This window comes from Pseudomonas poae, from assembly GCA_028869255.1.
Classification (GTDB): Bacteria; Pseudomonadota; Gammaproteobacteria; order Pseudomonadales; family Pseudomonadaceae; genus Aquipseudomonas; species Aquipseudomonas poae_C.
The window spans coordinates 2,585,988-2,611,297 of record CP110972.1; the positions used below are offsets into that span (position 1 = coordinate 2,585,988).

17 protein-coding genes and 4 pseudogenes are annotated in these 25,310 nt (G+C 62.1%); 16 read left to right on the forward strand and 5 right to left on the reverse strand.

Going from position 1 to position 25,310, the window contains the following annotated elements:
* Nucleotide 1: 1 nt before the first annotated feature.
* The 13 genes and pseudogenes from LRS56_11890 to LRS56_11950 all read left to right on the forward strand — a co-directional run bounded on the left by LRS56_11890 (nucleotide 2) and on the right by LRS56_11950 (nucleotide 15,532).
* On the forward strand, nucleotides 2–889 hold the full coding sequence (locus tag LRS56_11890; protein WDU65090.1) for an arginase family protein: 888 nt from the start codon (nucleotides 2–4) through the stop codon (nucleotides 887–889).
* 246 nt (nucleotides 890–1,135) lie between these two features.
* On the forward strand, nucleotides 1,136–1,873 hold the full coding sequence (locus tag LRS56_11895) for a hypothetical protein (protein WDU65730.1): 738 nt from the start codon (nucleotides 1,136–1,138) through the stop codon (nucleotides 1,871–1,873).
* A 9-nt stretch (nucleotides 1,874–1,882) separates the two neighbouring features.
* On the forward strand, nucleotides 1,883–3,292 hold the full coding sequence (locus LRS56_11900; protein WDU65091.1) for a DUF1254 domain-containing protein: 1,410 nt from the start codon (nucleotides 1,883–1,885) through the stop codon (nucleotides 3,290–3,292).
* 57 nt (nucleotides 3,293–3,349) lie between these two features.
* A complete protein-coding gene (locus tag LRS56_11905; GenBank protein ID WDU65092.1) occupies nucleotides 3,350–4,255 on the forward strand; it encodes a transporter in 906 nt (301 codons plus the stop codon).
* 61 nt (nucleotides 4,256–4,316) lie between these two features.
* The gene (locus LRS56_11910) at nucleotides 4,317–5,291 is read left to right on the forward strand and encodes a MoxR family ATPase (GenBank protein ID WDU65093.1); all 975 of its coding nucleotides are present in this window, start codon (nucleotides 4,317–4,319) and stop codon (nucleotides 5,289–5,291) included.
* Nucleotides 5,288–6,223 (forward strand): DUF58 domain-containing protein, encoded by a 936-nt coding sequence (locus LRS56_11915; GenBank protein WDU65094.1) that lies wholly within the window; start codon nucleotides 5,288–5,290, stop codon nucleotides 6,221–6,223. The genes LRS56_11910 and LRS56_11915 overlap by 4 nt, the downstream gene beginning before the upstream one ends.
* Nucleotides 6,220–6,687 carry a DUF4381 domain-containing protein gene (locus tag LRS56_11920; protein ID WDU65095.1) on the forward strand — a complete coding sequence of 156 codons (468 nt, stop codon included), beginning with the start codon at nucleotides 6,220–6,222 and terminating at the stop codon, nucleotides 6,685–6,687. The genes LRS56_11915 and LRS56_11920 overlap by 4 nt, the downstream gene beginning before the upstream one ends.
* A complete protein-coding gene (locus tag LRS56_11925; GenBank protein ID WDU65096.1) occupies nucleotides 6,674–7,681 on the forward strand; it encodes a VWA domain-containing protein in 1,008 nt (335 codons plus the stop codon). The genes LRS56_11920 and LRS56_11925 overlap by 14 nt, the downstream gene beginning before the upstream one ends.
* Nucleotides 7,662–9,160 (forward strand): annotated as a pseudogene (locus LRS56_11930) (VWA domain-containing protein). Before LRS56_11925 ends, LRS56_11930 begins: the two are co-directional and overlap by 20 nt.
* Nucleotides 9,157–10,206 carry a hypothetical protein gene (locus tag LRS56_11935; GenBank protein WDU65097.1) on the forward strand — a complete coding sequence of 350 codons (1,050 nt, stop codon included), beginning with the start codon at nucleotides 9,157–9,159 and terminating at the stop codon, nucleotides 10,204–10,206. Before LRS56_11930 ends, LRS56_11935 begins: the two are co-directional and overlap by 4 nt.
* Nucleotides 10,203–11,203: pseudogene (locus LRS56_11940) on the forward strand (HAD family hydrolase). The gene LRS56_11935 and the pseudogene LRS56_11940 overlap by 4 nt, the downstream one beginning before the upstream one ends.
* Before the next feature lie 76 nt (nucleotides 11,204–11,279).
* Complete coding sequence (locus tag LRS56_11945) at nucleotides 11,280–12,866, forward strand: arylsulfatase (protein WDU65098.1); 1,587 nt, start codon at nucleotides 11,280–11,282, stop codon at nucleotides 12,864–12,866.
* Between the two features lie 174 nt (nucleotides 12,867–13,040).
* Nucleotides 13,041–15,532 (forward strand): annotated as a pseudogene (locus LRS56_11950) (fused MFS/spermidine synthase).
* A 44-nt stretch (nucleotides 15,533–15,576) separates the two neighbouring features.
* Here the strand turns inward: LRS56_11950 and LRS56_11955 are convergent.
* Nucleotides 15,577–16,245: a DUF3313 domain-containing protein gene (locus LRS56_11955; protein WDU65099.1), complete on the reverse strand. Its 669-nt coding sequence runs from the start codon at nucleotides 16,243–16,245 to the stop codon at nucleotides 15,577–15,579.
* A 195-nt stretch (nucleotides 16,246–16,440) separates the two neighbouring features.
* Between LRS56_11955 and LRS56_11960 the strand changes: the two genes are divergently transcribed.
* The gene (locus LRS56_11960; protein WDU65100.1) at nucleotides 16,441–18,687 is read left to right on the forward strand and encodes a tetratricopeptide repeat protein; all 2,247 of its coding nucleotides are present in this window, start codon (nucleotides 16,441–16,443) and stop codon (nucleotides 18,685–18,687) included.
* Between the two features lie 54 nt (nucleotides 18,688–18,741).
* Here the strand turns inward: LRS56_11960 and LRS56_11965 are convergent.
* Nucleotides 18,742–20,069, reverse strand: a pseudogene (locus LRS56_11965) (dicarboxylate/amino acid:cation symporter).
* Between the two features lie 90 nt (nucleotides 20,070–20,159).
* Nucleotides 20,160–21,215: a tartrate dehydrogenase gene (locus tag LRS56_11970; protein ID WDU65101.1), complete on the reverse strand. Its 1,056-nt coding sequence runs from the start codon at nucleotides 21,213–21,215 to the stop codon at nucleotides 20,160–20,162.
* Between the two features lie 137 nt (nucleotides 21,216–21,352).
* On the opposite strand from LRS56_11970, the gene LRS56_11975 reads away from it, so the two are divergent.
* Both LRS56_11975 and LRS56_11980 read left to right on the forward strand, forming a co-directional pair.
* The gene (locus LRS56_11975) at nucleotides 21,353–22,276 is read left to right on the forward strand and encodes a LysR family transcriptional regulator (protein WDU65102.1); all 924 of its coding nucleotides are present in this window, start codon (nucleotides 21,353–21,355) and stop codon (nucleotides 22,274–22,276) included.
* A 150-nt stretch (nucleotides 22,277–22,426) separates the two neighbouring features.
* The gene (locus tag LRS56_11980) at nucleotides 22,427–22,651 is read left to right on the forward strand and encodes a DUF2790 domain-containing protein (protein ID WDU65103.1); all 225 of its coding nucleotides are present in this window, start codon (nucleotides 22,427–22,429) and stop codon (nucleotides 22,649–22,651) included.
* Here the strand turns inward: LRS56_11980 and LRS56_11985 are convergent.
* Together LRS56_11985 and LRS56_11990 are read right to left on the reverse strand one after the other, a co-directional pair.
* Nucleotides 22,648–23,895 (reverse strand): OprD family porin, encoded by a 1,248-nt coding sequence (locus tag LRS56_11985; GenBank protein WDU65104.1) that lies wholly within the window; start codon nucleotides 23,893–23,895, stop codon nucleotides 22,648–22,650. The two genes, LRS56_11980 and LRS56_11985, sit on opposite strands and share 4 nt — an antisense overlap.
* Before the next feature lie 39 nt (nucleotides 23,896–23,934).
* Nucleotides 23,935–25,269, reverse strand: a complete 1,335-nt coding sequence (locus LRS56_11990; GenBank protein ID WDU65105.1) for an MFS transporter — start codon at nucleotides 25,267–25,269, stop codon at nucleotides 23,935–23,937.
* Between the last annotated feature and the right edge of the window lie 41 nt (nucleotides 25,270–25,310).

Below are 25,310 nucleotides of genomic sequence, written 5' to 3' on the forward strand. Positions count from 1 at the left end.
AATGCCCGACGCCAACGGCAAGACCCTGCGATTGCTGTTCCCGCAATGGCAAGGTGGCAACAATCCGCCCTATCACTTGGGCGCTCAGTTGCTGTCCTGGCTGGCGCCTGAACACAGCGGCCCGGTCGAAGAGGTGCCCGTCAGCCTGCCGGACGGCTCGCCACTTGCGCTGGAAGGCGGCATCGTCGGCCGCAGCGCGTTGCTGCGCCAGTTGCACGCGGCGCGTGCGCTGATCGACAAGCATCAACCGGATCGCCTCGTTGTTCTGGGCGGCGACTGCCTGGTGGATCTGGCGCCCTTTGCTTACCTCAACGAACGCTACGAGGGTGATTTAGCCATTCTCTGGGTTGATGCCCACCCGGACATTCTGACGCCCAAAGACTTCCAGCACGCCCACGCGATGGTACTGGGAAGCCTGCTGGGCGAAGGCGACCCCGACTTTCTCAAAGCGGTAAAGCGCCCGGTCAAACCTGCCAATGTGATGTATGCGGGCCTGCAACCAACGATGGACGTTGAAACAGCCATGATTGCCAGGCTGGGGCTGCAAAGCGCGAGCCCTGAAGAACTCGCGCACTCCAGCACACCTGTCTTGCAGTGGCTGAAATCGACAGGCGCCAGGCATCTGGCGATCCACTTCGACCTGGACGTGCTGGACCCGACGTTGTTTCGTTCATTGCTGTTCGCCAACCCTGACGTTCCTGCCAGCACATGGCACGGCGTCGCTCAGGGAAAAATGACCATGGAACAGGTGATTCGCCTGCTCGCTGATGTGGCCAACGTCGTCGATGTGGTTGGAATCGGCATTGCCGAACACCTGCCGTGGGACGCCTTGGCACTTAAAAACATGTTGACCAGATTGCCGCTGATGGGCGAGCCGCAAGCGAAATAGAGGCACGCTTTATCGACCTGAACATGTGCCCTGCCCCCGCACAAACCAACTAATTCTTTCGAGTCCCTAGCGAGTCTGGATTTAACTGCTAGGTTCAAACGACATGTCCTACAAGAAATAGCGAATAACGACAGCCCGTCAGCCTGCATAAACACGCTATCGGGTTCATCACCAGGGAATTGGGGAGTTGTCATGTTCAGGTCCGCGTGTCTTCCGGCATTTTTGCTGGCGTCCTCCGTGTTGCCGATGTTTGCCGCCCACGCCGATAACGCCGAGACAGCCAACAAAAGCAACAACCCCCTCAACCTCGCGCCGGGCGCGAACCTGCAGGACTACTACACCCCCAGGCTCTTCGACAGCAATGCCCACACCAATGATCTGCTGCTGCGCGGCATATTGCCAGTAGCCCCCTCGGACTTCATTGGCGTACCGCAGCTATTGCGCGCCACCCTGCCCATCAGCACCCGCCCCGATCCCCACAGCGGCTACAGCACCGGGATTGGCGACCTGAACCTGTTCGATATTTTCCTGCTCAAGACCGACGGCGTGCAGTTGGGCATTGGTCCGCAAATCACCGCGCCCACTGCCGAACACGATGAGCTGGGCACCGGCAAATGGCAGGCCGGCCTCGCGGCAATCGCCATCGATTCATCCCCCCGTGGCCTGCTTGGCGCGCTGGTGCAGTACCAAAGCTCATTCGCCGGCGACCGCGACCGGGCTCATGTGGAAAGTGCCACCTTTCAGCCCTTCATCATTCATAACCTGCCCAAAGGCTGGTACCTGCGCTCCACCGGCACCTGGACCTTCGACCTGAAGAACGACACCCATTACATCCCTGTCGGCTTCGGTGCCGGCAAGGCCTGGAAGGCCGGTACCAATATCCTCAACGCTTATATCGAACCGCAGTGGACCGTGGCCCGCAAAGGCGATGGCCTGCCGCAGTTCACCCTGTTTGCCGGGATCAACGTGACGTTTGGAAAATAAGGAAGTGTTATGCACGCTCTGATTCGTGGTACCGGTTTCTGCCTGCCATCCCTGCTCTCAATACTCATCAGCACCGGCGCCTGCGCCGACTTCACCGCTACGCCGAGCGAAGCCCGGGCCATCGCCAAGGAAGCCTACCTCTATGGCTTCCCGGTGGTAGAGATGTACAAGACCCTCTACACCCAGGCCGTCGACAAGAGCGGGCCGAACTTCAAGGCGCCGTTCAACCATATCGGCAACACCGCGCAAGTGTTCACGCCCAAAGACACTGCATTCGTGACGCCGAACTCCGACACGCCCTACTCCTTCGTCTGGCTGGACCTGCGCGCCGAACCGGTGGTGCTGACCCTGCCGAAGATCGAGGACAATCGCTACTACTCGGTGCAGTTGATCGACCTGTACACGCAGAACTTCGGCTACTTGGGTACCCGCACCACCGGCAACAACGGCGGGCACTACATGGTGGCGGGCCCCGACTGGAAAGGTCAGCAGCCCACTGACATCGATCGCGTGGTGTACAGCGAAAGCAACATCGCCTACGCGCTGTACCGCACGCAATTGTTCGATGACAAGGACCTGGGCAAGGTCAAGCAGATCCAAAGCGGCTACAAGGTTCAGCCCCTCAGCAACTATGTGAATCAGCCAAAACCCACCCAGCCGCTGAAGATCGCGTGGCCCAAGCCGACACCCGACATGAGCGACAGCCCCCACCTGTTCCGCTACCTGAACTTCATACTCGGCTACGCAGCCCCTCAGGACAGCGAAAAAGACCTGCTGGCGCGTTTTGCCAGGATCGGCATCGAGGCGGGCAAGCCGTTTGACCTCAAGGCCCTGACGGTTGAGCAACGCAAAGCCCTGGAAGACGGGATCGCCGACGGCAAGGCAGAGTTTGCCGCGTTCAAAAAGGACAAGATCGACACTCACCAGGTCGCCAGCGGCGACTTTTTCGGCACGCGGGACCACCTGAACAACAATTATCTGTATCGCTACGTGGGCGCCAACCTCGGAATCTTCGGCAACTCGACAGACGAAGCCGCCTACCTGAGCTATTTCGTCGACAGCGAAGGCCAACCGGCCAATGGCGCCCGTCACAGCTACACCGTGCATTTTGCCAAGGACCAGTTGCCACCCGCCGACGCGTTCTGGTCACTGACCCTGTACGACGCCAAGACCAAGCTGCTGGTGCCCAACCTGAAGCAACGTTACCTGCTCAACTCGCGGATGCTGCCCGGCTTCAAACTCGACGCCGACGGCGGCCTGACCCTGCTGGTGGCGCATCACGAGCCACCGAAATCCGAGCAAAGCAACTGGCTGCCGGCGCCTCCAGGTCCGTTCTACGCCATATTGCGCATCTACCTGCCCAAGCCTGAAGTGGGTAACGGCCAGTGGAAGCTGCCACCGCTTACGCCGATCAAATAGCGCCTGATCCTGTAGCACCGCGGTCCCTGACATCAGGCATTTACAAGGAGTAGCGCCATGGTTTCACGTAGTCAAATGAGTGCGTTTACCGCCGCCACGCTGGCACTGCTGCCAGGGCTGGGGTTTGCCGACAATGCCAGAGACTGGCAAAACACTCCGACGGATCTGAACATGGTGTTCGGCTACTACAACCGGCTGGACACCAACACGCCGATCGACACCTCGCTGCCGATTACCGGCCTGTCATTGAATGCCGACGTCTACCTGTTTCGTTATGCCCGTTCATTCGGCATTGACGGGCGCAACAGCGCGATCCAGATCATCCAGCCCTACGCCGATATTTCGGCATCGTTCGACAATGCGCAATTTTTCAGCGGCACCAAGCACAACGGTGGCATGGGCGATACCCAGCTGGTGTTTGCCCACAACTTCTTCGGCGGCCCCGCATTGACCGCCGCAGAATTTGCAAAATGGACGCCCGAGACATTTCTCACCGGGGCCTTCTGGCTGACGATACCCAACGGCGACTACGACAAGGACCGCATCATTAACATCGGCTCCAATCGTTGGGTGTTCAAGCCGGAAATCGGTTTTGGCACCCCGATTGGCCCGACCTGGCTGGAAATCAACACCTATGTGTCGCTGTTCGGTGACAACAAGGATTACCACGGCGACAGCAAGCTGGAACAAAAGCCGCTGTACGCGATTGAAGGGCACTACAGCTACACCCTCAACCGGGCCCTGTGGGTGTCGCTGGATGCCACCTACAACCGGGGCGGCGAAAGCAAAATCGACGGTGACTGGCAGGACAACAAGCAGGAAAACGGCCTGCTGGGTGCCAGCCTCGGCTTTATGCTGACACCCCAGTTCGGCGGGCTGCTGGCCTACTCCGACACCGTTTCCGAGCGCACCGGCTCACCCGATGTGAACACCTGGACCTTCCGCCTGCAGTACGTCTGGTGAACACGTGCAGCACATCGTAGTCGCCGCGCCTGGGTGACCCACCGGTTCTAGGAGGAATGTGATGACAGCGCTCAACGATTTAACCGCCCTGCAAGCCAGCATCGCCGAAAGCGTGCTGGGCCAGGACCAGGTGATCCGGCAGATCCTCATCGGCCTGCTGGCCAACGGTCACTTACTGCTCGAAAGCCTGCCGGGGCTGGCCAAGACCCGCACGGTCAAGGCCCTGGCCCGGCACCTGGAGGCGAAGATGAGCCGTATCCAGTTCACCCCCGACCTGCTGCCCTCGGACATAACCGGCGCCGAAGTGCTGCACCAGGTAGACGGCCAGAACCAGATCCGCTTCCAGCCAGGCCCGCTGTTCGGCAACCTGATCCTCGCCGATGAAATCAACCGCGCCCCGGCCAAGGTCCAGGCGGCGTTGCTGGAAGCCATGGAAGAACGCCAGATCACCGTGGCCGGCGCCAGCCATCCGCTGCCCGAGCTGTTTATCGTGGTCGCCACCCAGAACCCCATCGAACAGGAAGGCACTTACCCACTGCCCGAAGCGCAGATGGACCGGTTCCTGATGAAGGTCCTGTTGGATTACCCCAGCGCCGAGAACGAAAGCCAGGTGCTGCGCCTGCTGCGCGAAGAAGAACAGCGCGCTGCCACGGCGGCCACCCAGGGCTTCACGCTCGGCCCCGAGGTGATCTTCGCCGCACGCAAGGAAGTCAGCGCGGTCAAGGTGTCCCCCGCCATCGACCGCTACCTGATCGACCTGATCAACGCCACCCGCCATCCCGCCGACTACGACGCCGACCTGGCGCGCTGGATCAGCCTCGGCGCCAGCCCGCGTGGCGGCATTGGCCTGGACCGCGCCGCCCGTGCCGATGCCTGGCTGCAAGGCCAAACCTTCGTCACCCCGGACAACGTGCGCACGGTGGCGCATCCGGTACTGCGTCATCGCCTGCAATTGAGCTACGACGCGGTGGCAGAGGGTGTCAGCGCCGACCAGGTGCTGGACCGTCTGCTGGCCAAAGTGGCGATCCCGGCATGAACGCCGATGGCCTGGTTTACGTGTCTTTGGGGCAGTTGATGGCCCTGCAGTTCCAGGCCCGCGGCCTGAGCTTTGTGGCGCGCCAGCCCCAGGGCAGCATTCTCGCCGGCAACCATGCCTCACGGTTGCGCGGGCGCGGCCTGAGCTTCGACGAACTGCGCCGCTACCAACCCGGCGATGACCTGCGCCATCTCGACTGGCGCGCCTCCCTGCGCACTGGCAAACCGGTGATCCGCACCTTTACCGAAGAACGCGACCGCCCGGCGTTGATCGTGGTCGACCAGCGCATGTCGATGTTTTTTGGCTCGGTGCGCAGCTTCAAATCCGCCATCGCCGCCGAGTTGGGCGCGCTGGCGGCATGGATGGTGTTCAACGCCGGTGACCGGGTCGGCGGCGTGGTGTTCAACGATCAACGCATCGACCGCGTGGCACCGCTGCGCAGCCGCAAGCGTGTGGAAACCTTGTGCAGCCGGATCGTCGAACAGAACACCGCGTTGAACGCCACCCAGCCGGATCGTGAAGCGCACGGCCAACTCGACAAGGTGCTGCAACACTGCCTGGCGCTGGCCGGCCATGACCATCTGATCTGCATCGTCAGTGACTTCGCCGGGGCCGCTGAGCGCACCCTGCAATTGATGCGGCAACTGTCGGCCCACAACGATGTGATCGCCCTGCAAGTCTACGATCCGCTGGCGTTGAACGTGCCGGACAGCGGGCAGCTGATGATCACTCAGGGTCAATTACAGGTGGAGCTTGCGGTACACAAACGCCAGGTGCGCCAGCCGTTGGGCGATTTTCTCGGCGGCCGGCTCAAAGACGTCGCCAGCCTGCTGCGGCGCAGTCAGGTGCCGTTGCTGATGATCAGCACCGCGCTGCCCGCCATCGACCAACTGCGCGATGAACTGGGCCGGCGCACGGGAACGCGGCGATGAACGCCCACGTGCCGAGCATCGAACAACTCAAGGAGCTGGGGTTGCCCGCGCCGGTCAACTATTGGCCGCAGACCTGGGGCTGGTGGGCGCTGCTCGGTTTAGTCGCTGTCGCCTTGCTGGCGCTGGGCGTTCGCGCCTGGCTGCGCTGGCGGCGCAATGCCTATCGCCGCGAAGCCTTGGCGCGGCTTGATGTACTCGAAGACCTGCGCGAATTACCCGAATTGCTTAAGCGTGTGGCCCTGTCGATGCCGCTTGCGCCTGAAGAGCACCAGCGCGTGCCGACCCTGAGCGGCGACGACTGGCAAGCGTTTCTGCTGCGCCATGCCAGTGCGCCGCTGCCGGAGGATTTCAGCCGGCAACTGGCGAACCTTGCGTATGGATCAGCGAACGTTCCCAACGCCCAACGTGAACAGCTATTGGCGCAGAGCAAAGCCTGGGTGGAGCATCACCATGTGGCAGCTTGATTACCCCTGGCTGTTGCTCCTGCTGCCGCTGCCATGGCTGGCCTACCGTTACCTGCCGCACTACCGCGAAGCCCGCAGCGCCGTGCGCGTGCCGTTTTTTACCGGCCTTAGCCGGGCGGTCGGCCAGACGCCGGCTGCCAGCGGCCTGCGCACCAACCGCTTGCAACTGCAGCTCAACCTGCTGGTCTGGGCCTTGCTGGTGCTGGCCATCGCTCGCCCGGTGTGGATCGAAAAACCCATCGAACGCCAACAGCCGGTGCGTGACTTGATGCTGGCCATCGACATCTCGCAGTCCATGGAGACCGAGGACTTCAGCGACGTCAACGGCCAGAAGATCAACCGCCTGGCAGCGGTCAAACAGGTGGTGCACGGCTTTATCCAGCGCCGCACTGATGACCGCATCGGCCTGATCCTGTTTGGCAGCGGCGCCTACCCCCAGGCGCCGCTGACCCTGGACCACGCCAGCCTGTCGCTGCTGCTGGACGACGGCGGCATCGGCATGGCCGGGCCCAACACCGCGATTGGCGATGCCATCGGCCTGAGCCTGAAACTGCTGGACCAGGCCCATGAGCCAGAGAAAGTGCTGATCCTGCTCACCGACGGCAACGACACCAGCAGCGCGATCCCGCCCGACCATGCGGCGTCGATGGCGGCCTCCAAGGGCGTGGTGATTCATACCATCGGCATTGGCGACCCGGATGCCTCGGGTGAAGCCAAGGTCAACCTCAGCGCCCTGCAACAGATTGCCGAAGCCACCGGCGGGCGGTATTTCCGTGCGGAAAACCGCAACACCCTGGACCAGGTCTACGCCACCCTCGACCAGATCACCCCACACCAGGTGAAGACCCTGAGCCACCGGCCCAGGCGTGACCTGTTCTGGATGCCCCTGGCGGCATCCATCAGCGGGTTGGCGCTGTATCACCTGATCGCCGCGTTCTGGCCGCACCTGAGACTGCGCCCTCGGGAGGTCCGCGATGGAAGTCAACCTCAGTGACTTCCACTTCCTGCGCCCGGACTGGCTGTTGCTGGCGTTACTTGGCCTGGCGCTGCCACTGCTGTGGCGGCGCAGCAAAGACCTGCAACGCCGGCTGCGCGGCACTATCGCCCCGCACCTGCTGCCGCATTTGTTGCTGACGCCGACAGACCGCCATCGCCTGCGGCCGGTGCACCTGGTGAGCGCCTTGTTGATCCTCGGCGCGCTGGCCAGCGCGGGCCCCACCTTGGAACAGGACCGCCCCGACTTCCTGGAAAACCGTGCGCCGCTGATCATCGCCCTCGACCTGTCTCCGTCGATGGACACCGCCGACGTGCCGCCTACCCGGTTACAAGCCGCCAAGCACAAGCTGCAAGACCTGGTACAGCGCCGCCAGGGGCGCGCACCGCGCTGCTGGTGTATGCCGGCAGCGCGCACTTGGTATTACCGCCGACGGACGACCCGGCGCTGCTGGACAGTTTCATCCAGGCACTGGCCACCGACCTGATCAGCAAACCCGGACGGGATGTGGCCGCGGTGATCGACCAGGCCAAGGGTTTGCTGGCGGCCGAAAAGGCGCCCGGCAGCCTGCTGCTGATTACCGACGGCGCCGACCCCGCGCAACTGCCGCCGCTCAAACAACACCTGACGGACAGCCCGTTGCAGGTGCTGGTACTGGCGGTCGGGGTGAACGTCGATACTGGCGTGCTCAAGCAACTGGCTGGCGCCACTGACGCGCCACTGGGCAGTCTGACGCTCAATGACGACGACCTGGAGTGGGTGGAGCTGCACGCCCAACAGCATTTCCAGAACGCCGACGAGCAACAACGCAACCTGCAATGGAAAGACGCTGGCTACTGGCTGTGCTGGCCGCTGCTGCTGTTGGCGTTGTGCAGTGTGCGCCGGGGCTGGAGCCTGAACTGGATGGCGGTGCTGGTGCTCGGGGTGTGCCTGCAACCGGCGCCCGCCGAGGCCAATGCGCTGACTGACGCATTCTTGACCCGCGACCAACAAGGCCGTTGGGCCTTCGAACAGCATCACTACCCCGCCGCTGCCGCGCTGTTTGTCGACCCCTACTGGAAAGGCATCGCCGCCTACAACGCCGCCGACTACGACCTCGCCCTGGCGACCTTTTCGCAACTCGACAGCGCACAAGCGGCGTTCTACCGGGGCAATATCCACGTGCGCCGCTTCAAGTTCGACGACGCCATCGCCGCCTATCAACACGCCCTCCAGCAACAGCCGCAATTCCCCGAAGCCAGCGCCAACCTGGCCCTGGCGTTAGCGCTGAAGAAAGACACCGAAAACGCCTCGGACAACGCCCCCGAGGTCAAGCCCGATGCGCTCAAGTTCGACAAGGCGGCCGGCAAGGGCAAGAGCAAGACGCTCCAGACCGAGCAAGCGAGCAACGATGCGTTGTGGTTGCAGAACCTGACGACTTCCCCGGCGAACTTTCTGCGGCGCAAGTTCAGCCTGCAAGACCAGGGGGCGCAGCCATGAAGCGGCTCTACGGGCTGTTACTGCTGATCTGCGGGCCAGTGTGGGCGGACGAGCCACAACTGAGGGTGCAGGCACTGCTGGTGCCGGGCACTCAGGTGGTCGTGGGCGAGCAAGTGCAATTGCAGGTCGATGTATTGACCGACAGCTGGTTCACCGCCGCCGCCAGGCTGCCGCCGTTGCAACTGCCCGGTGCGCGGGTGCAGGCGCCGGACGGTGAGTCCGAGCACTTGAACCAGGTGATTGAAGGCAAGCCCTTCTACGGCATGCGCTACCGCTACCGCATCACGCCTGCGGTGGCCCAGACTTTTAACATTCCGGCGCTGACGGTGCAGGCCCAGCCGGGCCAAGCCAGCGCGCCGTTAACGGCCCAGACAACAGCGCTGTCGTTCCAGGCCACCCAGCCGCCGGGGTTCGAACCCGGAGAAAGCGTATTGGTGGCCGATGGTTTGCGCCTGACCCAGACGCTCACCCCCACACCGCTCAAGGTCGGCGACACCCTCACCCGCACGCTCACGCTGCAAGCCGACAACACCCCCGGCCTGTCCCTGCCGCCGCCTGACCAGGCGCGGGTAAAGGGTCTGCGCCGCTACCCGCAGTCGCCGGTTATCAGCAACCTGGATGACGGGCGCGGCACCATCAGCGGCGGCCAGCGTATCGACCGGCAGGTGTACCGCATCGAACACGCCGGTCATTACCAACTGCCCGCCATCCGCGTGAAATGGTGGGACAGCCGCAACCATCGCCTGCAAATAACGCAAGTGCCTGAGATCGACATCGAGGCACTCGCAGCGAGCGCCTACACCCCGATATTTTCCATCGCCGAAGACCTCAAGCAACTGGGGCAACACAGCCGTTGGCAGCTGTCGCGCCACGGGTTGGCCTGGGGCTCTGCCTTACTGGTGCTGGGAGTGGCGGCGTACCTCGTACATGGCATCTGGCCACGAGTTGCGCCGCTGTGGCGACGTGGTTGGGCGGCATTGCACCGGCGGTTTCGTCAACTACGCTTGCTACCACTGAACCCCCGTCGCGAAAAGGATTTCCCATGACGTCTCTCCGTTCTGTCCTGCCGCTGCTCCTGCTGTTCAGCCTGCCAGCCCTGGCGAGCGACCCGCTGCCCTCATGGAACGATGGGCCGAGCAAAAAGCACGTCCTCGAATTCGTCCAGGCCGTCACGATTGAAGGCTCCAGGGACTACGTAAAACCCGCCGAGCGCATCGCCGTATTCGATAACGACGGCACGCTGTGGACCGAACAACCGGCCTACTTCGAGGTGCTGTTTGCGTTCGACGAAATCAAGCGCCTGGCCCCCAACATCCCGAATGGAAAACCACCCAACCGTTCAAGGCCGTGCTCGAAAATGATCACCAGGCCCTGGCCCAAAGCGGCATGGAGGGCCTGCTGAAAATCATCGGCGCAACCCATACCGGCCTCACCACCGACGCGTTTATCGACAACGCCAAAACCTGGCTGGCCCAGGCCCGTCACCCGAAAACCGGCAAGCCCTACACCGAGATGATCTACCAGCCGATGCTGGAGATGCTCGACTACCTGCGCGGCCAGCAATTCAAGACCTACATCGTGTCCGGTGGGGATACCGCCTTTATGCGCGCCTTCGCCGAGGTGGTCTACGGCGTGCCGCCGGAACAGGTGATCGGCTCCAACTTCGTCACCGCGTTCCAGATCAAGGACGGCGCCCCGCAGGTGCTGCGTACCGCCAAGCTCGCCCACAACGACGATGGCCCGGGCAAACCGGAAAGCATCGATTCGATCATTGGCCGCCGGCCGATCCTGGCCTTCGGCAACTCCGACGGCGACCTGCAAATGCTCCAGTGGACCGCCGCAGGCCAAGGCAGACGCTTTATGGGCCTGGTGCACCACACCGACGCCAAGCGCGAGTGGGCCTATGACCGCAACTCCCAGATCGGGCGCCTGGACAAGGCGCTGGATGAAGCCAGGACACGGGGCTGGACCGTGGTTGACATGGCGACCGAATGGAGCCGTATCTACCCCTTCGAGCCGGCTGTGCAAAAGCAGGTGCAATAAGAAAAGACGTCGCGATGGACTGTAATAAACGTTGGTCGCAGGCAATGCGACTCAAGCCGAGAAAGGAGCAAGTCATATGACTCGCATACGCAAGTGGCTGCCGAAACTCGCCCTGGTGGCGGTATCGGTGATGGGGGTCTCGGCATCTGCCTGGGCCGCCGACAAGCCGAATATCCTGGTGATATTCGGCGACGACATTGGGCAAACCAATATCAGCGCCTACTCCATGGGTGTGGTGGGCTACAAAACCCCGAATATCGACCGTATCGCCAAAGAAGGCATGATGTTCACCGACTACTACGCGGAGAACAGCTGCACCGCCGGGCGCTCATCCTTTATCACCGGCCAGACGCCGTTGCGCACTGGCTTGTCCAAGGTGGGTATCCCCGGTGCGCCGGTGGGTTTGCAAAAGCGCGATATCACCATCGCCCAGGCGCTTAAAGGGCTGGGCTATTCCACCGGACAATTCGGCAAGAACCACCTGGGGGACAAGGATGAATACCTGCCTACCAACCACGGTTTCGATGAGTTCTTCGGCAACCTGTACCACCTCAACGCCGAAGAAGAGCCGGAGCGCCCCTACTGGCCCAAGGATGATGCCGAGTTCGTCAAGGCCAACACCCCACGCGGTGTGATCCACAGCTTTGCCGACGGCAAGATCGAAGACACCGGCGCCCTGACCGCCAAGCGCATGGAAACCATCGACGACGAAACCACCGCCGCTGCCCAGGCGTTCATCAAGAAACAGGCCGAGGCCAACAAGCCGTTCTTCGTGTGGATGAACACCACGCGCATGCACGTGTTCACCCATGTACGTGACTCGATGAAGGGCCAGAGCGGCATGCCCGGCAACGAATACGCCGACGGCATGCTGGAGCACGACGGCGATGTGGGCAAACTCCTGCAAACCCTCGACGACCTGAAAATCGCCGACAACACCATCGTGGTCTACACCACCGACAACGGGCCGAACCAGTTCTCGTGGCCGGACGCGGCGACCACGCCGTTTCGCAACGAGAAAGACTCCAACTGGGAAGGCGCCTACCGGGTGCCGGCGATCATCCGGTGGCCAGGCAAGATCAAGCCCGGCGAAGTCTCCAACGAAATGGTCTCGGGCATGGACTGGTTCCCTACCCTGCTGGCCGCCGCCGGTGACGCGGAGGTGAAAGACAAGCTGCTCAAGGGCTGGGCCCCCACAACCGGCGGCAGCAGCTTCAAGGTGCACCTGGACGGTTACAACCAACTGCCGTACCTGACCGGCCAGCAACCCAAAGGCGCACGTCACGAGTTCTTCTACTTCAACGACGATGGCGCGCTGGTGGCCGTACGTTTCGACAACTGGAAAGTGGTGTTCGCCGAACAGCGCCAGCCGGGTGGTTTCCGGGTGTGGAGCGAACCCTTCGTGCAACTGCGGGTGCCGAAGATCTTCAACTTGAGGATGGACCCGTATGAGCGGGCGGATGTGGTGTCTGACCAGTACTACGACTGGAGCACCAAAAACGTCTACCTGGGTGCAGTGGCGGTGACCAAATCGGCGAAGTTCCTCGAGACCTTTATCGAGTACCCGCCGAGCCAGAAACCGGCCAGCTTCAGCATCGACCAGATCCGCGCAGCCGTGGACAAGAAGATTGAAGAAAAAATGAAGGCTAACCCGGCGCAATAAAAGCGCTGCCCAAAAAAAAGGAGCAAGCTTGTGTGGGAGCGGGCTTGCTCGCGAAGGCGGTGGATCAGTCAATGCATGCGCTGAATGACACACCACCTTCGCGGGCAAGCCCGCTCCCACATGGGTTCTGTGCAGGTTTTCAAGATGTGTTTCCTTTGAACAAGGCTATAGGCAATGTTGTCACGCACCGCCAGCAAACCCGCCGCACTGGCTAACGCCTCCACCACCCTGATTCCCGCCGTGCTGCTGTTCATCTCCGGCATGGCCGCGCTGGTGTACCAGGTGTTGTGGATCAAGCAGCTATCGCTGGTCGTGGGTGTGGAGGTGTACGCCATCACCACCGGCATCAGCGCCTTTTTTGCCGGGCTGGCGTTGGGTGGCTTGCTGTTCGGACGCTGGGCGGATCGCCTGGCGCGACCACTGTTGTTGTACGCGATCCTCGAAATTCTGGTCGCCGTGCTCGGTGTCGGCGCCACTGTCGCCCTGAGTATGGCCGCCAGCCCGTTTGCCTGGCTGGCGCAACACATCGGCCTGCTGGCCTGGGCCCTGCCGTTTGTGCTGGTGGGCCTCCCGGCGCTGCTGATGGGCGGCACCTTGCCGGTGCTGGTGCGTTCGCTGGACATTGACCCCAAGGCCCTGGGCCAGGCTGGCGGCCGCTTGTACGCGGCCAACACCGCCGGGGCGATTGTCGGCACCTTGCTCACCGCCTTTGTGCTGATCGCCACGTTTGGCGTGCGCGGCAGTGCCCTGGTGGCGGCGCTGCTCAACCTGCTGGCCGCCGTCGGCGCGCTGTTGTATGTGCGGCATCACACGCCCACGCCCTCAACCCATACCCACCCTGCCAAACCGGCGCGCCTGGCCCTGGTGCTGTACGCCATCGCCGGTGGCGTGGCCTTGGGTTACGAGGTGGTGTGGTCGCAATCCATTGTGCAATTCATGAGTACCCGCACCTATGCGTTCGCCGTGGTACTCGGCACCTACCTGGCCGGGCTGTTTATCGGCAGCCAGTTGATGGCGCGCCGGGTGGAACGCATCCGTGATCCATGGGGCGTGTTCGGCCTGCTGATCGCCGGTGCCGGGTTGGTGGCCCTGCTGGAAATCGCCTTGCTGGGCCGCTGGCTGGTGTTCCTGCAAACCCAGGCCGAAGCCTTGGTGCTCAGCCTGGGCGGCGCCGAACTGCCCGGCATGAGCGCGCGCTTTGCGGCGGCGGCGCTGTGCATTGTGTTTGTGCCGACCCTGTTGCTCGGCGCGGCATTTCCGCTGGCCTTGCGCTTGAGCGTGGGCAGTCAGCAGGTGGGCCGGGATGTCGGTGCGGTGGTGGCGTTCAATACGCTGGGCGGGATTGTCGGGGTGATGCTGTGCGGTTTTGTGCTGATTCCGTGGCTCGGCCTGGTGCGTACCCTCGGCTTGCTGGCGGTGATTGCAGGTACAGTCGGTTACCTGGCTGTGCGCCGTGGCCACGGGGTGAAGAAAGGCCGACGCCAGGCGGTGGTCGCCCTCGGTGCGCTGGCACTGGCGGTGGCGCTGCTGACTCCCGTGGACCGCCTGGCCAAGCTGCTGCCCGGCGCACGCAATGCCAGCCTGGCGTTTTATCAGGAAGGGCGTGGCGCCACCGTCGCCGTGGTCACCCAGGGCCAGGGCGCCCGCAGCTTTCAGCGCCTGTACATCCAGGGCGTGTCGAATACCGGCGACGCCATGCCGTCCCTGCGCTATATGCGGATCCAGGCACTGCTGCCGCTGCTGATTCACAACGGCGAACCGCGTTCGGCGCTGGTGATCGGCTTCGGCACCGGGATTACCGCCGGGGCCTTGCTGCGCTATCCAGGGCTGGAACACCGGGTGGTCGCCGAGTTGCTGCCATCGGTGATCAAGGCCGCGCCATTGTTCAAGGGCAACTTCAATGCGGCTGACGACCCGGGCGTGGATGTGCGCCTGCGCGACGGTCGCCAGGAACTGTTGCGCAACCCGCAGGCCTACGACTTGATCACCCTCGAACCACCGCCACCCTCGGCGGCCGGGGTGGTCAACCTGTATTCCCGCGATTTCTACCAGTTGGCCGCCCGGCGTTTGCAAAAAAATGGTCTGCTGGCCCAGTGGCTGCCGCTGCCGACGCAAAACATCGAGGACTCACAGTCGCTGGTGCGCAGCTTTCTCGACGTGTTCCCCTACGCGACGCTGTGGACCAGCGAGTTCCACGAAATGCTGCTGGTGGGCTCCCTGGAGCCCATCGAACTGGACGCCACACGGATTCGCCAGCGCTTCGAACAACCCACCGTCAGCAGTGCCCTGGGGGATGTGGGCATCGATTCGGCCGCCACCCTGCTCGCCACCTGGGTCACCGATCGCCAGGGCCTGGAGCGTTTTGCCGGCAGCGCATTGCCGGTCACCGACGACCAACCGCGCATCGAATATGCGCCATGGGTACGCAGCAAAGAGATCACCCGGGTTCTGCCGGCGTTGCTGGATCTGCGCGTGCCGGCGCCGGTGCTGAATGCGGACCCGGCATTTGCACGCACGCTGGCCAGCGAGCAGCAACGCCTGATGCAGTTCTATCGCGCCAGCCTGCACGCCTACGACGGCGACCGCGCCGCCTGGGGCGGGACATCCAGGCGGTGTTGCAGCAAGACAGCGCCAACCCGTATTACCGCTGGTTTATCGGCCAGTAGTCCGGGTTTATCCGGCCCGGGGCGCGAACCCCGGGCACGGCGCATCAGCGTTTGAACTTCAGATACGACTGATGCAGGTCCGACGCCCAGCCGTCGATCACGCTTTTCACGTCATCGGCTTTCATCACCTGGGACTCGTTGGCCAACGGCTTGCCGGTGCCTTTGCGCACGACCTGGGCGATCACCTTGCCGCTGGAGCCATCGATAAATTGGGCTTCGGTGCCCAGGGTGGTTTCCTGGTCTCGAATCCCGGTGCCGGTGCTGACCGCTGCGGCCACCAAAGCGACGGGAATGTACTCATACGGCTTGAGGCTTTCGGTCTTGCTGCTGACCGCCGTGATCGCCGCCCGCACCACGATCACGCCCGGGCCAGGCGCGTTGGCCAGTGGCAGGGATTTTTCCAGTTCGCGCTTGAGCGCCTGGTTGTAGTAGCTGTTGATGCCCTGCAAGGTACTTTCGGGGATCTTGGTGGTGGCTTGCGGCTTGGGGTAGAACTGGGTGGGCTCGATGTACACCGCGTTATAGCGGCTCAGGTTCAGGTTGGGGTCCACCCAGCGCATGACTTCTGCGCCTGAGGGTGATTTGGCTTCCTTCAACTGGCTGTAGTCGGAGAGAAACCCGGAATACTCGTCTGGTTGTGTAACGTTGCTGGAACACCCCACCACCCCGATTGAGGCGATGCACACCGTGCCGATCATTAGTCCTAGTTTCATCGTCGAACTCCCTGGCTGTCATCGAAGGAACACTGAGCTGTAGGTATAGCCAACTCTGGGAAAATAGCCCGACTGGCGTTGCGGGTTGTGGTGAATTTCACAGCGCCTATTTGACAGGCATGCCCCCAACGTCAAAGCTGCACGAAGCTTAAGCGCGCCATGAGAGCGTCAATGCATCGGACATCGGAAGTCGTAATGCCCAAGCCTGAGAATAAAGCCGTACCTCGCCGTGATTCATCCAGCCGTTACCTGTACCCCATCGTGATCGCCCTGTTGCTGCTGGGCATGGCGGGGATCTGGTTGTTCCTCCAGGCCAGCACCCCCAAGCTGCCGCTGCCGGCGCCGGTGGTCAAGCCGGTGGCGGTCGTGCCCCCTGCAAACATGGTTGATGAGCAGCAATGCCAGGGCTGTCACCAGGCCCAGGTCAAGGACTGGCAAGGCTCGCATCACCAACTGGCGATGCAGGCCGCCACGCCTGAAACAGTACCGGCGGACTTCAACGATGTGTCGTTCAGCAGCGAAGGCGAGACCACTCGGTTCTCGCGTCGGGGCGATGAGTTCTGGGTCAACACACCCGGCGCCGACGGCAAGGCCGCAGACTTCAAGGTCGCCTATACCTTCGGCATCGCTCCGTTGCAGCAGTACCTGATCGAGGTCGGTGACGGGCGCTTGCAGGCCTTGGGTGTGGCCTGGGATACGCAGAAAAACCGCTGGTTTCACCTCTACCCCGGCCAGGGCGTGAACTTCAAGAACCCGCTGCACTGGAGCAAGCCCAGCCAGAACGCCAACTTCATGTGCGTGGAATGCCACACCACCGGCTACCAGCGCAATTTCGATGCCGCCAAGAACACCTTCGACAGCCAGTGGAACAGCCTGGGCGTCGGTTGCCAGGCGTGCCATGGCCCGGCGTCGAACCATGTGGCGTGGGCGGCGAAAAAAGCTGACTTGCTGCACGCAGGGTTTGCCGTGGACCTGAAAGACAAGGACGCCACCGTCGAGCTCGAAACCTGCGCCCGCTGCCATGCCCGCCGTGCTCCGCTGGGGGATGGCTTCACCGTCGGCAAACGCCTGATGGACGACTACCTGCCCAGCGTCCTGACCCGCGAACTGTATACGCTGGACGGCAAGATCAAGGATGAGGTGTTCGAACACGGCTCGTTCGCCCAAAGCAAAATGGCCGACAAGGGCGTGCGCTGCAGCGACTGCCATAACCCCCACAGCGCCGAACTCAAGGCGCCGGGCAATGGCGTGTGCCTGCAATGCCACAACCCGGCGGGCAAAACCGCCGTGGCCACGGTGGACGGTCGCGGGTTGCAGGCCAAGCAATATGACGCGCCCGAACACACCCGCCACGCGGTGGGTGAGCCGGGTTCGTTCTGCGTCGATTGCCATATGCCGGGCAAGTTCTACATGGGCAATGACTTTCGGCATGACCATAGTTTCAGCATTCCCCGACCCGGCGATAAGGTCAGCGAGCAGTTCACACTCTGGAACAGCACAGAAGCCGAGCATGCGCCGCGCTACGCCGAGAGCATGGCGCTGATCCGTGGCGGTCAGCCTGGCGCGGCGCAAGCGCTGTATGACCAGCTGGCGCGCAACAACCTGCCGGCGATCCAGCGCGCAACGTTGCTCGCCGAACTGCCCAATTACCCGAGTGAACAGGCGTTGAAACTGGCAACCCGGGACCTCGGCAACCCGGCGCCGCAAGTGCGTGAGAGCGCGGTGCGGGCGACCAGCGCGTTTCTGCCACCAGCTGAGCGGGTGGCGCTGTATGGACCGCTGCTCAGCGACCCGGTGCTGGCGGTGCGGATCGTCGCCGCACGCGACCTGTTGAGCGCGTCGGGACAGGGCCTTGGGCCGGCCTGGGACAAAGCGATCATGGACTACGAAAAGGTGCAGTTGAGCTTGCTGGAGCGGGCCGAAGCCAATCTCAATCTGGCGATGCTGTATCAGGCCAGAGGTCGGGGCGACAAGGTTGAAGCCCAGCTGCGTAGTGCGTTGCTGCGAGATCCGGATTTCTTCCCGGCGCTGGTGACCCTGGCGCAATGGCTGGAGGCGAATGGCCGGTCCCAGGAGGCACGCACGCTGATTGCCGACCACCTCAAGCAACACCCGCAGGCCGCGCTGTTGCAGCACACACAAGGGCTGATGCTGATTCGGGCCGGGGATACCGCCAACGCGCTGCCACATCTGCGCGAAGCAGCGCGGCTGGAGCCGGCGAATCCGCAATACACCTATGTGCTGGCCGTTGCGTTGCACGATAGCGGGCAGGTGGACCCGGCCTGCGAGCAACTGGAAAAACTGCTCGCGTTGCAGCCATATAACCGCAATGCGCGGCTGTCGCTGATTCAGTATTACCTGGAGAACGGCAAAGAGCCCAAGGCGCAGCGGGTGATGCAGGCCTGGAAGCAGCTTAACCCTTCAGATCCGGCGTTGAAGTGACCCGGGCAACGGGATACGTGGACGGCAAAAGTCACGTATCCCGGCTGATCGCGCCTATGCTCTCGTTGCACTCAAGGGGCTGATGGCCACCGCGCCGCGACCTGCCTGAACGGTCTCGGACGGCTTGTCTTCGGGGTCGCCATTCAGGGCTTTGTGCATCTTCACGCTGTCCAGCGCCCCGACCCATTTGGCGATGGCCATGGTGCCGACGCCGTTGCCGATGGTATTGGTGATCGCACGTGCTTCGGACATGAAGCGATCAACGCCCAGCAGCAGCACCATACCGGCAACGGGAATGGTGCCAAGGGACGATAACGTCGCCGCCAGGATGATGAACCCCGAGCCCGTGACACCCGCCGAGCCTTTGGAGGTGAACATCAACACCGCCAGCACAATCAACTGATCCGTCAGGGTCAAGGGTGTGTTGGTGGCCTGTGCGATGAAGATCGCCGCGATGGTGTAGTAAATCGCCTGGCCATCCGGGTTGAAGGTCAAACCCGAGGGATGATCATGCCGGCCACAGGCTTGGACACACCGGCCCTTTCCATCTTGGAAATCATCTGTGGCAGCACCGATTCCGAAGAGCTGGTGCCGAGCACGGTGAACAACTCTTCCTTGATGAACTTGAGGAACTTCCACAGGCTGAAACCACTGTAGCGGCAAATCGGGCCCAGTACAAAAATCACGAACACGGCACAGGTCAGGTACACGCAGGCCATCAGTTTGCCGAGCGAGAACAACGAGCCGAAGCCGTACTTGCCGATGGTGAAGGCAATGGCGCCGAATGCACCGATAGGCGCCAGGCGCATGACCATATTGACGATGCGGAACATGCCCTGCATCAGGCTGTCCAGCGTGTCGACGAAGACTTTCCCGCGTGGCCCCACATACGCCAGCGCGACGCCGAGCAAGATCGAAAACAGCAGGATCTGCAGCACATTGCCCTTGGCGAAGGCGTCAATGATGGTGTCGGGGATGATGTTCATGACGAAATCCATGAACGATGCGTGTTTGACCGCCGAGGTATAGGTGGCCAGGCTTGACGTATCGAGCGTGGCAACATCGATGTTCATGCCGGTGCCGGGCTTGAACACATCGACCACCACCAGCCCCACCACCAGGGCCAGCGTGGACACTACTTCGAAATAGATCAGTGCGCGAAACCCGACGCGACCGAGCTCTTTCATGTTTTCCATCTTCGCGATACCTGTGACCACGGTCAGGAAGATCACCGGAGCCAGGAGCATTTTGATCAGTTTGATGAACGCGTCACCCAGGGGTTTGAGCGCAGCACCGGTGTCGGGCACGAGTACCCCGACGAGGGCGCCGAGAATTACCGCGATGAGCACTTGTACGTAGAGTTTGCCAAATATTCTTTTCATGACAGGGCCCTGATTTTTTATTGTTGTCAGGAAATACCAAGGAGTCAGGCCGCTGGCCTGCCCCTTGGCGTTGTGCCGCAGTGGAAAATATCAGCGGTTGATCAGGGCAATCACAGCGTCGGTGATCTGCCGCGTGGTGGCGTTGCCGCCCAGATCCGGGGTGTGCAGGCCACTTTCAGTGACGGCTTCAATGGCCGACATCAACTGCTTGGCCGCAACGGGTTCGCCGAGGTGCTCGAGCATCATCGCCGCAGTCCAGAAGGTCGCGATCGGGTTAGCCACACCCTTGCCCGTGATGTCGAAGGCCGAGCCGTGGATCGGCTCGAACATCGAAGGGAAGCGGCGCGACGGATTCAGGTTGGCGGTCGGCGCGATGCCCAGGCTGCCCGACAGCGCGGCGGCCAGATCGGACAGGATGTCGGCGTGCAGGTTGGTGGCGACTATCACGTCCAGCGTCGAGGGCTTGAGCACCATGCGCGTGGTCACGGCGTCGACCAGTTCCTTGTCGATCTTCACATCCGGGAAGTCCTTGGCAACTTCGTAGAAAATCTCGTCCCACAGCACCATGCCGTGCCGCTGGGCGTTGGACTTGGTGACCATAGTCAGGTGTTTACGTGGGCGGCTTTGTGCCAGTTCGAAGGCGAAGCGGTGGATGCGCTCGACCCCGGCGCGGGTGAACACCGACACTTCGGTGGCGACTTCTTCCGGCAAGCCCCGGTGCACGCGACCACCGTTGCCGGAGTACTCGCCTTCGGAGTTTTCACGCACCACCACCCAGTCAATCTGATCACCGTTGAGCAGCGGGCTTTTGACCCCAGGCAGCACGCGAGCCGGGCGTACGTTGGCGTACTGGTCGAAGCCTTGGCAGATCGGCAGGCGCAGGCCCCACAGCGAAATGTGATCCGGTACGTTGAGTGCACCGACAGCACCGAAGAAAATCGCGTCGAAGGTTTTCAGCTCTTCCAGACCACCTTCCGGGATGTAATAACCATTTTTCAGGTAGTTGTCCGAGTTCCAGTCGAAGTGTTTGAAATCCAGTTCGAAACCGGACTTTTTCGACAAGGCTTGCAGCACCTCGACACCTGCGGCGATCACTTCAACACCGATACCGTCACCAGGAACTGCAGCAATTTTGTAGGCGCTCATCAATAAACTCCACTGTCATCACGTTCTTGTTGTGCCTGTTGAACGGGATGTTCAAGCAGGGTGTGAACGGAGTATATGTAGTGAACAAATAAGCGTGAGTTACTCAAAATCACTACATAGATGAATGTGAGTTACGAATGAGCCAGACCCTGGATTTGTCTTTTTTCTACCTGCTGGCCAACAAAGGCAGCCTCGCCGCGACGGCGCGAGAACTGGGTGTGACACCGCCGGCGGTGAGCAAACGCCTGACCGCGCTGGAAGCACGCCTGGGCATACGCCTGGTCAACCGCACCACGCGCTCGATGAGCCTGACCTCGGAAGGTGAAGTGTATTTCTCGCATGCTGCGCGCATCCTGACGCAGATCGATGAGGTCGAGCAGTTGCTCGGCAGCAGTCGGGCGACCCCCAAAGGGCTGATTCGGGTCAATGCCTCGCTCGGGTTCGGGCGGCGCTACATCGGCCCGGCGCTGGGCGCATTCTTCGCGCAGTACCCGGAGGTGGAAATACAGCTGGAAATCACCGACCACCCACTCGACCTGACCACCCATGGCTTTGACCTGGGGATTCGTTTCGGCACGCTGCCGGACGCGGCCTTTCATGCGCGCAAGATCGCCTCCAATCGTCGCCTGTTATGCGCCTCGCCCTTGTATCTGGAAAAGCACGGCGTGCCCCAGCGCCTGGCGGATTTACAGCAACACAACTGCATCTTCCTGCGCCAGAACGAAACGCCCTATGGGGTGTGGAGCTTCACCCACGGCGGTCGTACCCAAAACATCAAAGTACGCGGAGCCCTGGGCTGCAACGACGGCGAAGTGGCCCTGAACTGGGCGTTGGAAGGTTACGGCATACTCCTTCGCGCCGAATGGGACATCGCCCGTTACGTACGCAGCGGCCGCTTGCGGTTGGTGCTGGAGGACCAGAGCCCTACCCGCGCAGATGTGTATGCGGTGTATCCGCAACAGTTGCACCTGTCAGCGCGTGTGCGCAGCCTGATTGATTTTCTGGTCGAGCGTTTCAAGCAGATCGATCATCTGGATGAAGCACAAGCAGGTCTGCGCTAACCGCAGCCAGGTGCGCACGCAGACACCCGCATACTGTTGTGTAGATGCACCTTGATTGCTACGTGATACGTATAAGTGATTTACCGATTCGAGGCTTTAATCCCGCGTGGCAGCCACTACACTTGCGCCTACTGCACAGAGGGCCAGCGCATGAACATCCGAATTCTCAGCCTTATCCTGCTCTTCACCGCCACCGGCGCTTTCGCCGCCGGCAGCAATAACCGCCCGGCGCTGGATATCCAGCACGTGGTTTCCACCACTCCGGTACCGGGCAGTTGCCAGGTGGAGCCGGCGACCCTGGTGTATCTCGACAGCCAGGGCGTCAGCCACACCGTCACTTATACGGTGATGGGCACCTGCCAGGGCGGGGTTTAAAGCAGTTTCCAGGTGTAGCTGAGGATCAGCCGGTTCTCATCGATGTCGCTGCGGTAGTTGGAGCGCGCCATCACATTGCGCAAGCGAATACCCAGGCCGCTGAATACGCCTTTTTGCACGGCATAACCGATATCGAGGTCGCGCTCGCGGTCCCTGCCCTCATAGCCGGCCCCGGTGGTCACGTTGTCGCCGGTGATATAGCGCACGGTGGTCGTCAGCCCCGGGATGCCCAGCGCGGCAAAGTCGTAGTCGTAGCGCGCCTGCCAGGAGCGCTCGTCGGTGTAGGCGAACTCATAGGTGGGCACCTCGTTGCCCAGCGGCGTGATGTTGGCAAATACCCGCGGGAAGGCGCTGTCGCCGTACATCGCCTGATAACCGACGTAGAAGGTGTGGCCGCCGCGCTTGGCCGACAGCAACGAAAAAAACGCCTGGTTATCGATGTTGCCGAGCAGTTTGTCGCCATCCTCCCGTGCGGCGTAATAGCCCAGGTTGGCGCCCAGCACCCAGGCCCCGACCGGCTGGCTGTGCTTGAGGCCAATAAAATGCTGGGCATAGATGTCCTTGAGCTGGCCCCGCCAGAGGCTGACGCTGGTGCGATTGCGGTTGAAGGCATAGTCGCCGCCGACGTAGTTGAACGCGTCACTTTCGGCCCCGCGCTGCGGCACATGGCCGAGCATGGCGAGCATTTTCCCGTCACCGGCCTCATTGCGCAGGCGGGTGCTGGTCAAGTGCCCGGCCTGCAGCGTGAGGCCGGCGATCTCGCCGGAACTGATACTCACCCCCTGGTAACTCGGCGGCAGCAAGCGGATGTCGCTGAAGGCCAGCACCGGCAGGTTGGGCTGCAACTCACCGAGTTTAAGCTCGGTTTTGGACACCCGGGTCTTGAAGGTCAGGCCCAGGCGGCTGTACTCATCGGCGGCACGGCCATCGTCGTTGACCGGCAGTAAACCGCTATTGGTCCGGTCCGGGCTGCTGTCGAGCTTGAGGCCCAGGGTGCCCAGCGCATCCAGGCCAAAGCCCACGGGGCCTTGGGTGTAGCCGGATTTGTAGGTCAGGATAAACCCCTGGCCCCATTCCTCGGCCCGGGATTGCTTATTGGCGCCGACGATATCCGAGAAATCACGGCTGAAGTAATAGTTGCGAGCCTGCAAGGTGGCCGTGGAATCCTTGAAAAAATCGCCCTCGTCAGCCGTCGCCGCAAGGGGCACACCCAACAGGGTCAGCCAGATACGTGGTGTGTTCATGTCGTTGCTCTTAGTTATTGTTATCGACGGTCTGGCAGGTCATAGCGCCTGGGCGGTCGGCAAAACCACACGGGTGCGCCGTTCATTCAGGGCGAACAGGGTCATGGCCAGCGCCGCAATAGCGCCGGGAATCGCAAAGGCCATGAAATTCAGTTGCAGGGGCAGTTCAATCGCCATCAGCGCGCCGCCCAAGAGCGGACCGACAATCGCGCCATTGCGCCCGATGCCGGAGGCCCAGCCCAGGCCGGTAGCGCGGATTGACAGGCCATACAGCTGCGCCGCCCCGGCATACAGCAGGATTTGCGTGCCGATGGTGGTAGCGCCCGCGATAAAGATCAGCAGGTACAGCACCGGCATCGGGCTGTTGATGCCCAACAGGCTGATCGACACCACCCCGGCGACAAAGAAACAGATGGTCACGGTGGTCAGGTTCAGCCGGTCGCCCAAGCGCCCGCCGACAATCGCCCCGGCCATGCCACCCAGGTTCAGCGCAATCAGGAACGACAGGCTCGACCCCAGGCTGTAACCGGCGCCCGCCATCAGTTTGGGCAGCCACGAACTCAAGGCGTAGACCATCAGCAAGCAGCAGAAAAACGCGGTCCAGATCATTGCCGTGCGCACGGCCAGGCCATGGCGGAACAGCTCCACCACTGAGGCGCCCTTGCTTTTGCTGTCGGTGACCAGCAGTTCGTCATCGGCCTGGATCGCGGTGTGCGGCGACAGGCGATTGAGCAGCGCCCGTGCCTGGTCATGCCGGCCCTGACGGATCAGAAAGCCGATGGACTCGGGCAGCTTGTACACAATCAACGGCAACAGCAGCAGCGGGATCACCGCGACAAAAAACATCGACTGCCAGCCATAGGCCGGCAGCATGAAAATCCCCACACACGCGGCGAACATGCCGCCCAGCGAATAGCCGCTGAACATGAAGGCCATCAAGGTGCTGCGAAACTTCTTCGGTGCATATTCGTTGATCAGCGCGGCTGCGTTGGGCATCAACCCGCCACAGCCAAGCCCGGCGAAAAACCGGCAAATGCCGAACTCGGTGGGGCTACTGGCAAAGCCGTTGACCACCGTGGCGATACTGAACAGCGCGAAGCACACCACGATGCCCTTCTTGCGCCCAAAGCGGTCGGCCAGGGTGCCGAAGATCAACGCGCCGAACATCATGCCAAACAGCGCATAGCTGCCCAGGGCCCCGGCCTGCAAGGGGGTCAGCCCCCACTCGCGCATGATCGACGGCAGTACCACGCCGTAGATAAACAAGTCATAACCGTCAAAGATCAACAGCAAGGCGCACAGGCTCACGACCAGCCAGTGAAAGCGGTTGAACGGCGCATTATCAATAATTGAATGAACATCATGGGTACGCATGGCAGTGCTCTCTTTATTGTTGTTGTGAGTCAGTGTCTGCA

Excerpts from the sequence above, each read along its gene's own strand:
- LRS56_11890 (WDU65090.1), top strand. The coding sequence starts at position 2 with ATGCCCGACGCCAACGGCAAGACCCTGCGATTGCTGTTCCCGCAATGG.
- LRS56_11895 (WDU65730.1), top strand. The coding sequence starts at position 1,136 with ATGTTTGCCGCCCACGCCGATAACGCCGAGACAGCCAACAAAAGCAAC.
- LRS56_11900 (WDU65091.1), top strand. The coding sequence starts at position 1,883 with ATGCACGCTCTGATTCGTGGTACCGGTTTCTGCCTGCCATCCCTGCTC.
- LRS56_11905 (WDU65092.1), top strand. The coding sequence starts at position 3,350 with ATGGTTTCACGTAGTCAAATGAGTGCGTTTACCGCCGCCACGCTGGCA.
- LRS56_11910 (WDU65093.1), top strand. The coding sequence starts at position 4,317 with ATGACAGCGCTCAACGATTTAACCGCCCTGCAAGCCAGCATCGCCGAA.
- LRS56_11915 (WDU65094.1), top strand. The coding sequence starts at position 5,288 with ATGAACGCCGATGGCCTGGTTTACGTGTCTTTGGGGCAGTTGATGGCC.
- LRS56_11920 (WDU65095.1), top strand. The coding sequence starts at position 6,220 with ATGAACGCCCACGTGCCGAGCATCGAACAACTCAAGGAGCTGGGGTTG.
- LRS56_11925 (WDU65096.1), top strand. The coding sequence starts at position 6,674 with ATGTGGCAGCTTGATTACCCCTGGCTGTTGCTCCTGCTGCCGCTGCCA.
- LRS56_11935 (WDU65097.1), top strand. The coding sequence starts at position 9,157 with ATGAAGCGGCTCTACGGGCTGTTACTGCTGATCTGCGGGCCAGTGTGG.
- LRS56_11945 (WDU65098.1), top strand. The coding sequence starts at position 11,280 with ATGACTCGCATACGCAAGTGGCTGCCGAAACTCGCCCTGGTGGCGGTA.
- LRS56_11955 (WDU65099.1), bottom strand. The coding sequence starts at position 16,245 with ATGAAACTAGGACTAATGATCGGCACGGTGTGCATCGCCTCAATCGGG.
- LRS56_11960 (WDU65100.1), top strand. The coding sequence starts at position 16,441 with ATGCCCAAGCCTGAGAATAAAGCCGTACCTCGCCGTGATTCATCCAGC.
- LRS56_11970 (WDU65101.1), bottom strand. The coding sequence starts at position 21,215 with ATGAGCGCCTACAAAATTGCTGCAGTTCCTGGTGACGGTATCGGTGTT.
- LRS56_11975 (WDU65102.1), top strand. The coding sequence starts at position 21,353 with ATGAGCCAGACCCTGGATTTGTCTTTTTTCTACCTGCTGGCCAACAAA.
- LRS56_11980 (WDU65103.1), top strand. The coding sequence starts at position 22,427 with ATGAACATCCGAATTCTCAGCCTTATCCTGCTCTTCACCGCCACCGGC.
- LRS56_11985 (WDU65104.1), bottom strand. The coding sequence starts at position 23,895 with ATGAACACACCACGTATCTGGCTGACCCTGTTGGGTGTGCCCCTTGCG.
- LRS56_11990 (WDU65105.1), bottom strand. The coding sequence starts at position 25,269 with ATGCGTACCCATGATGTTCATTCAATTATTGATAATGCGCCGTTCAAC.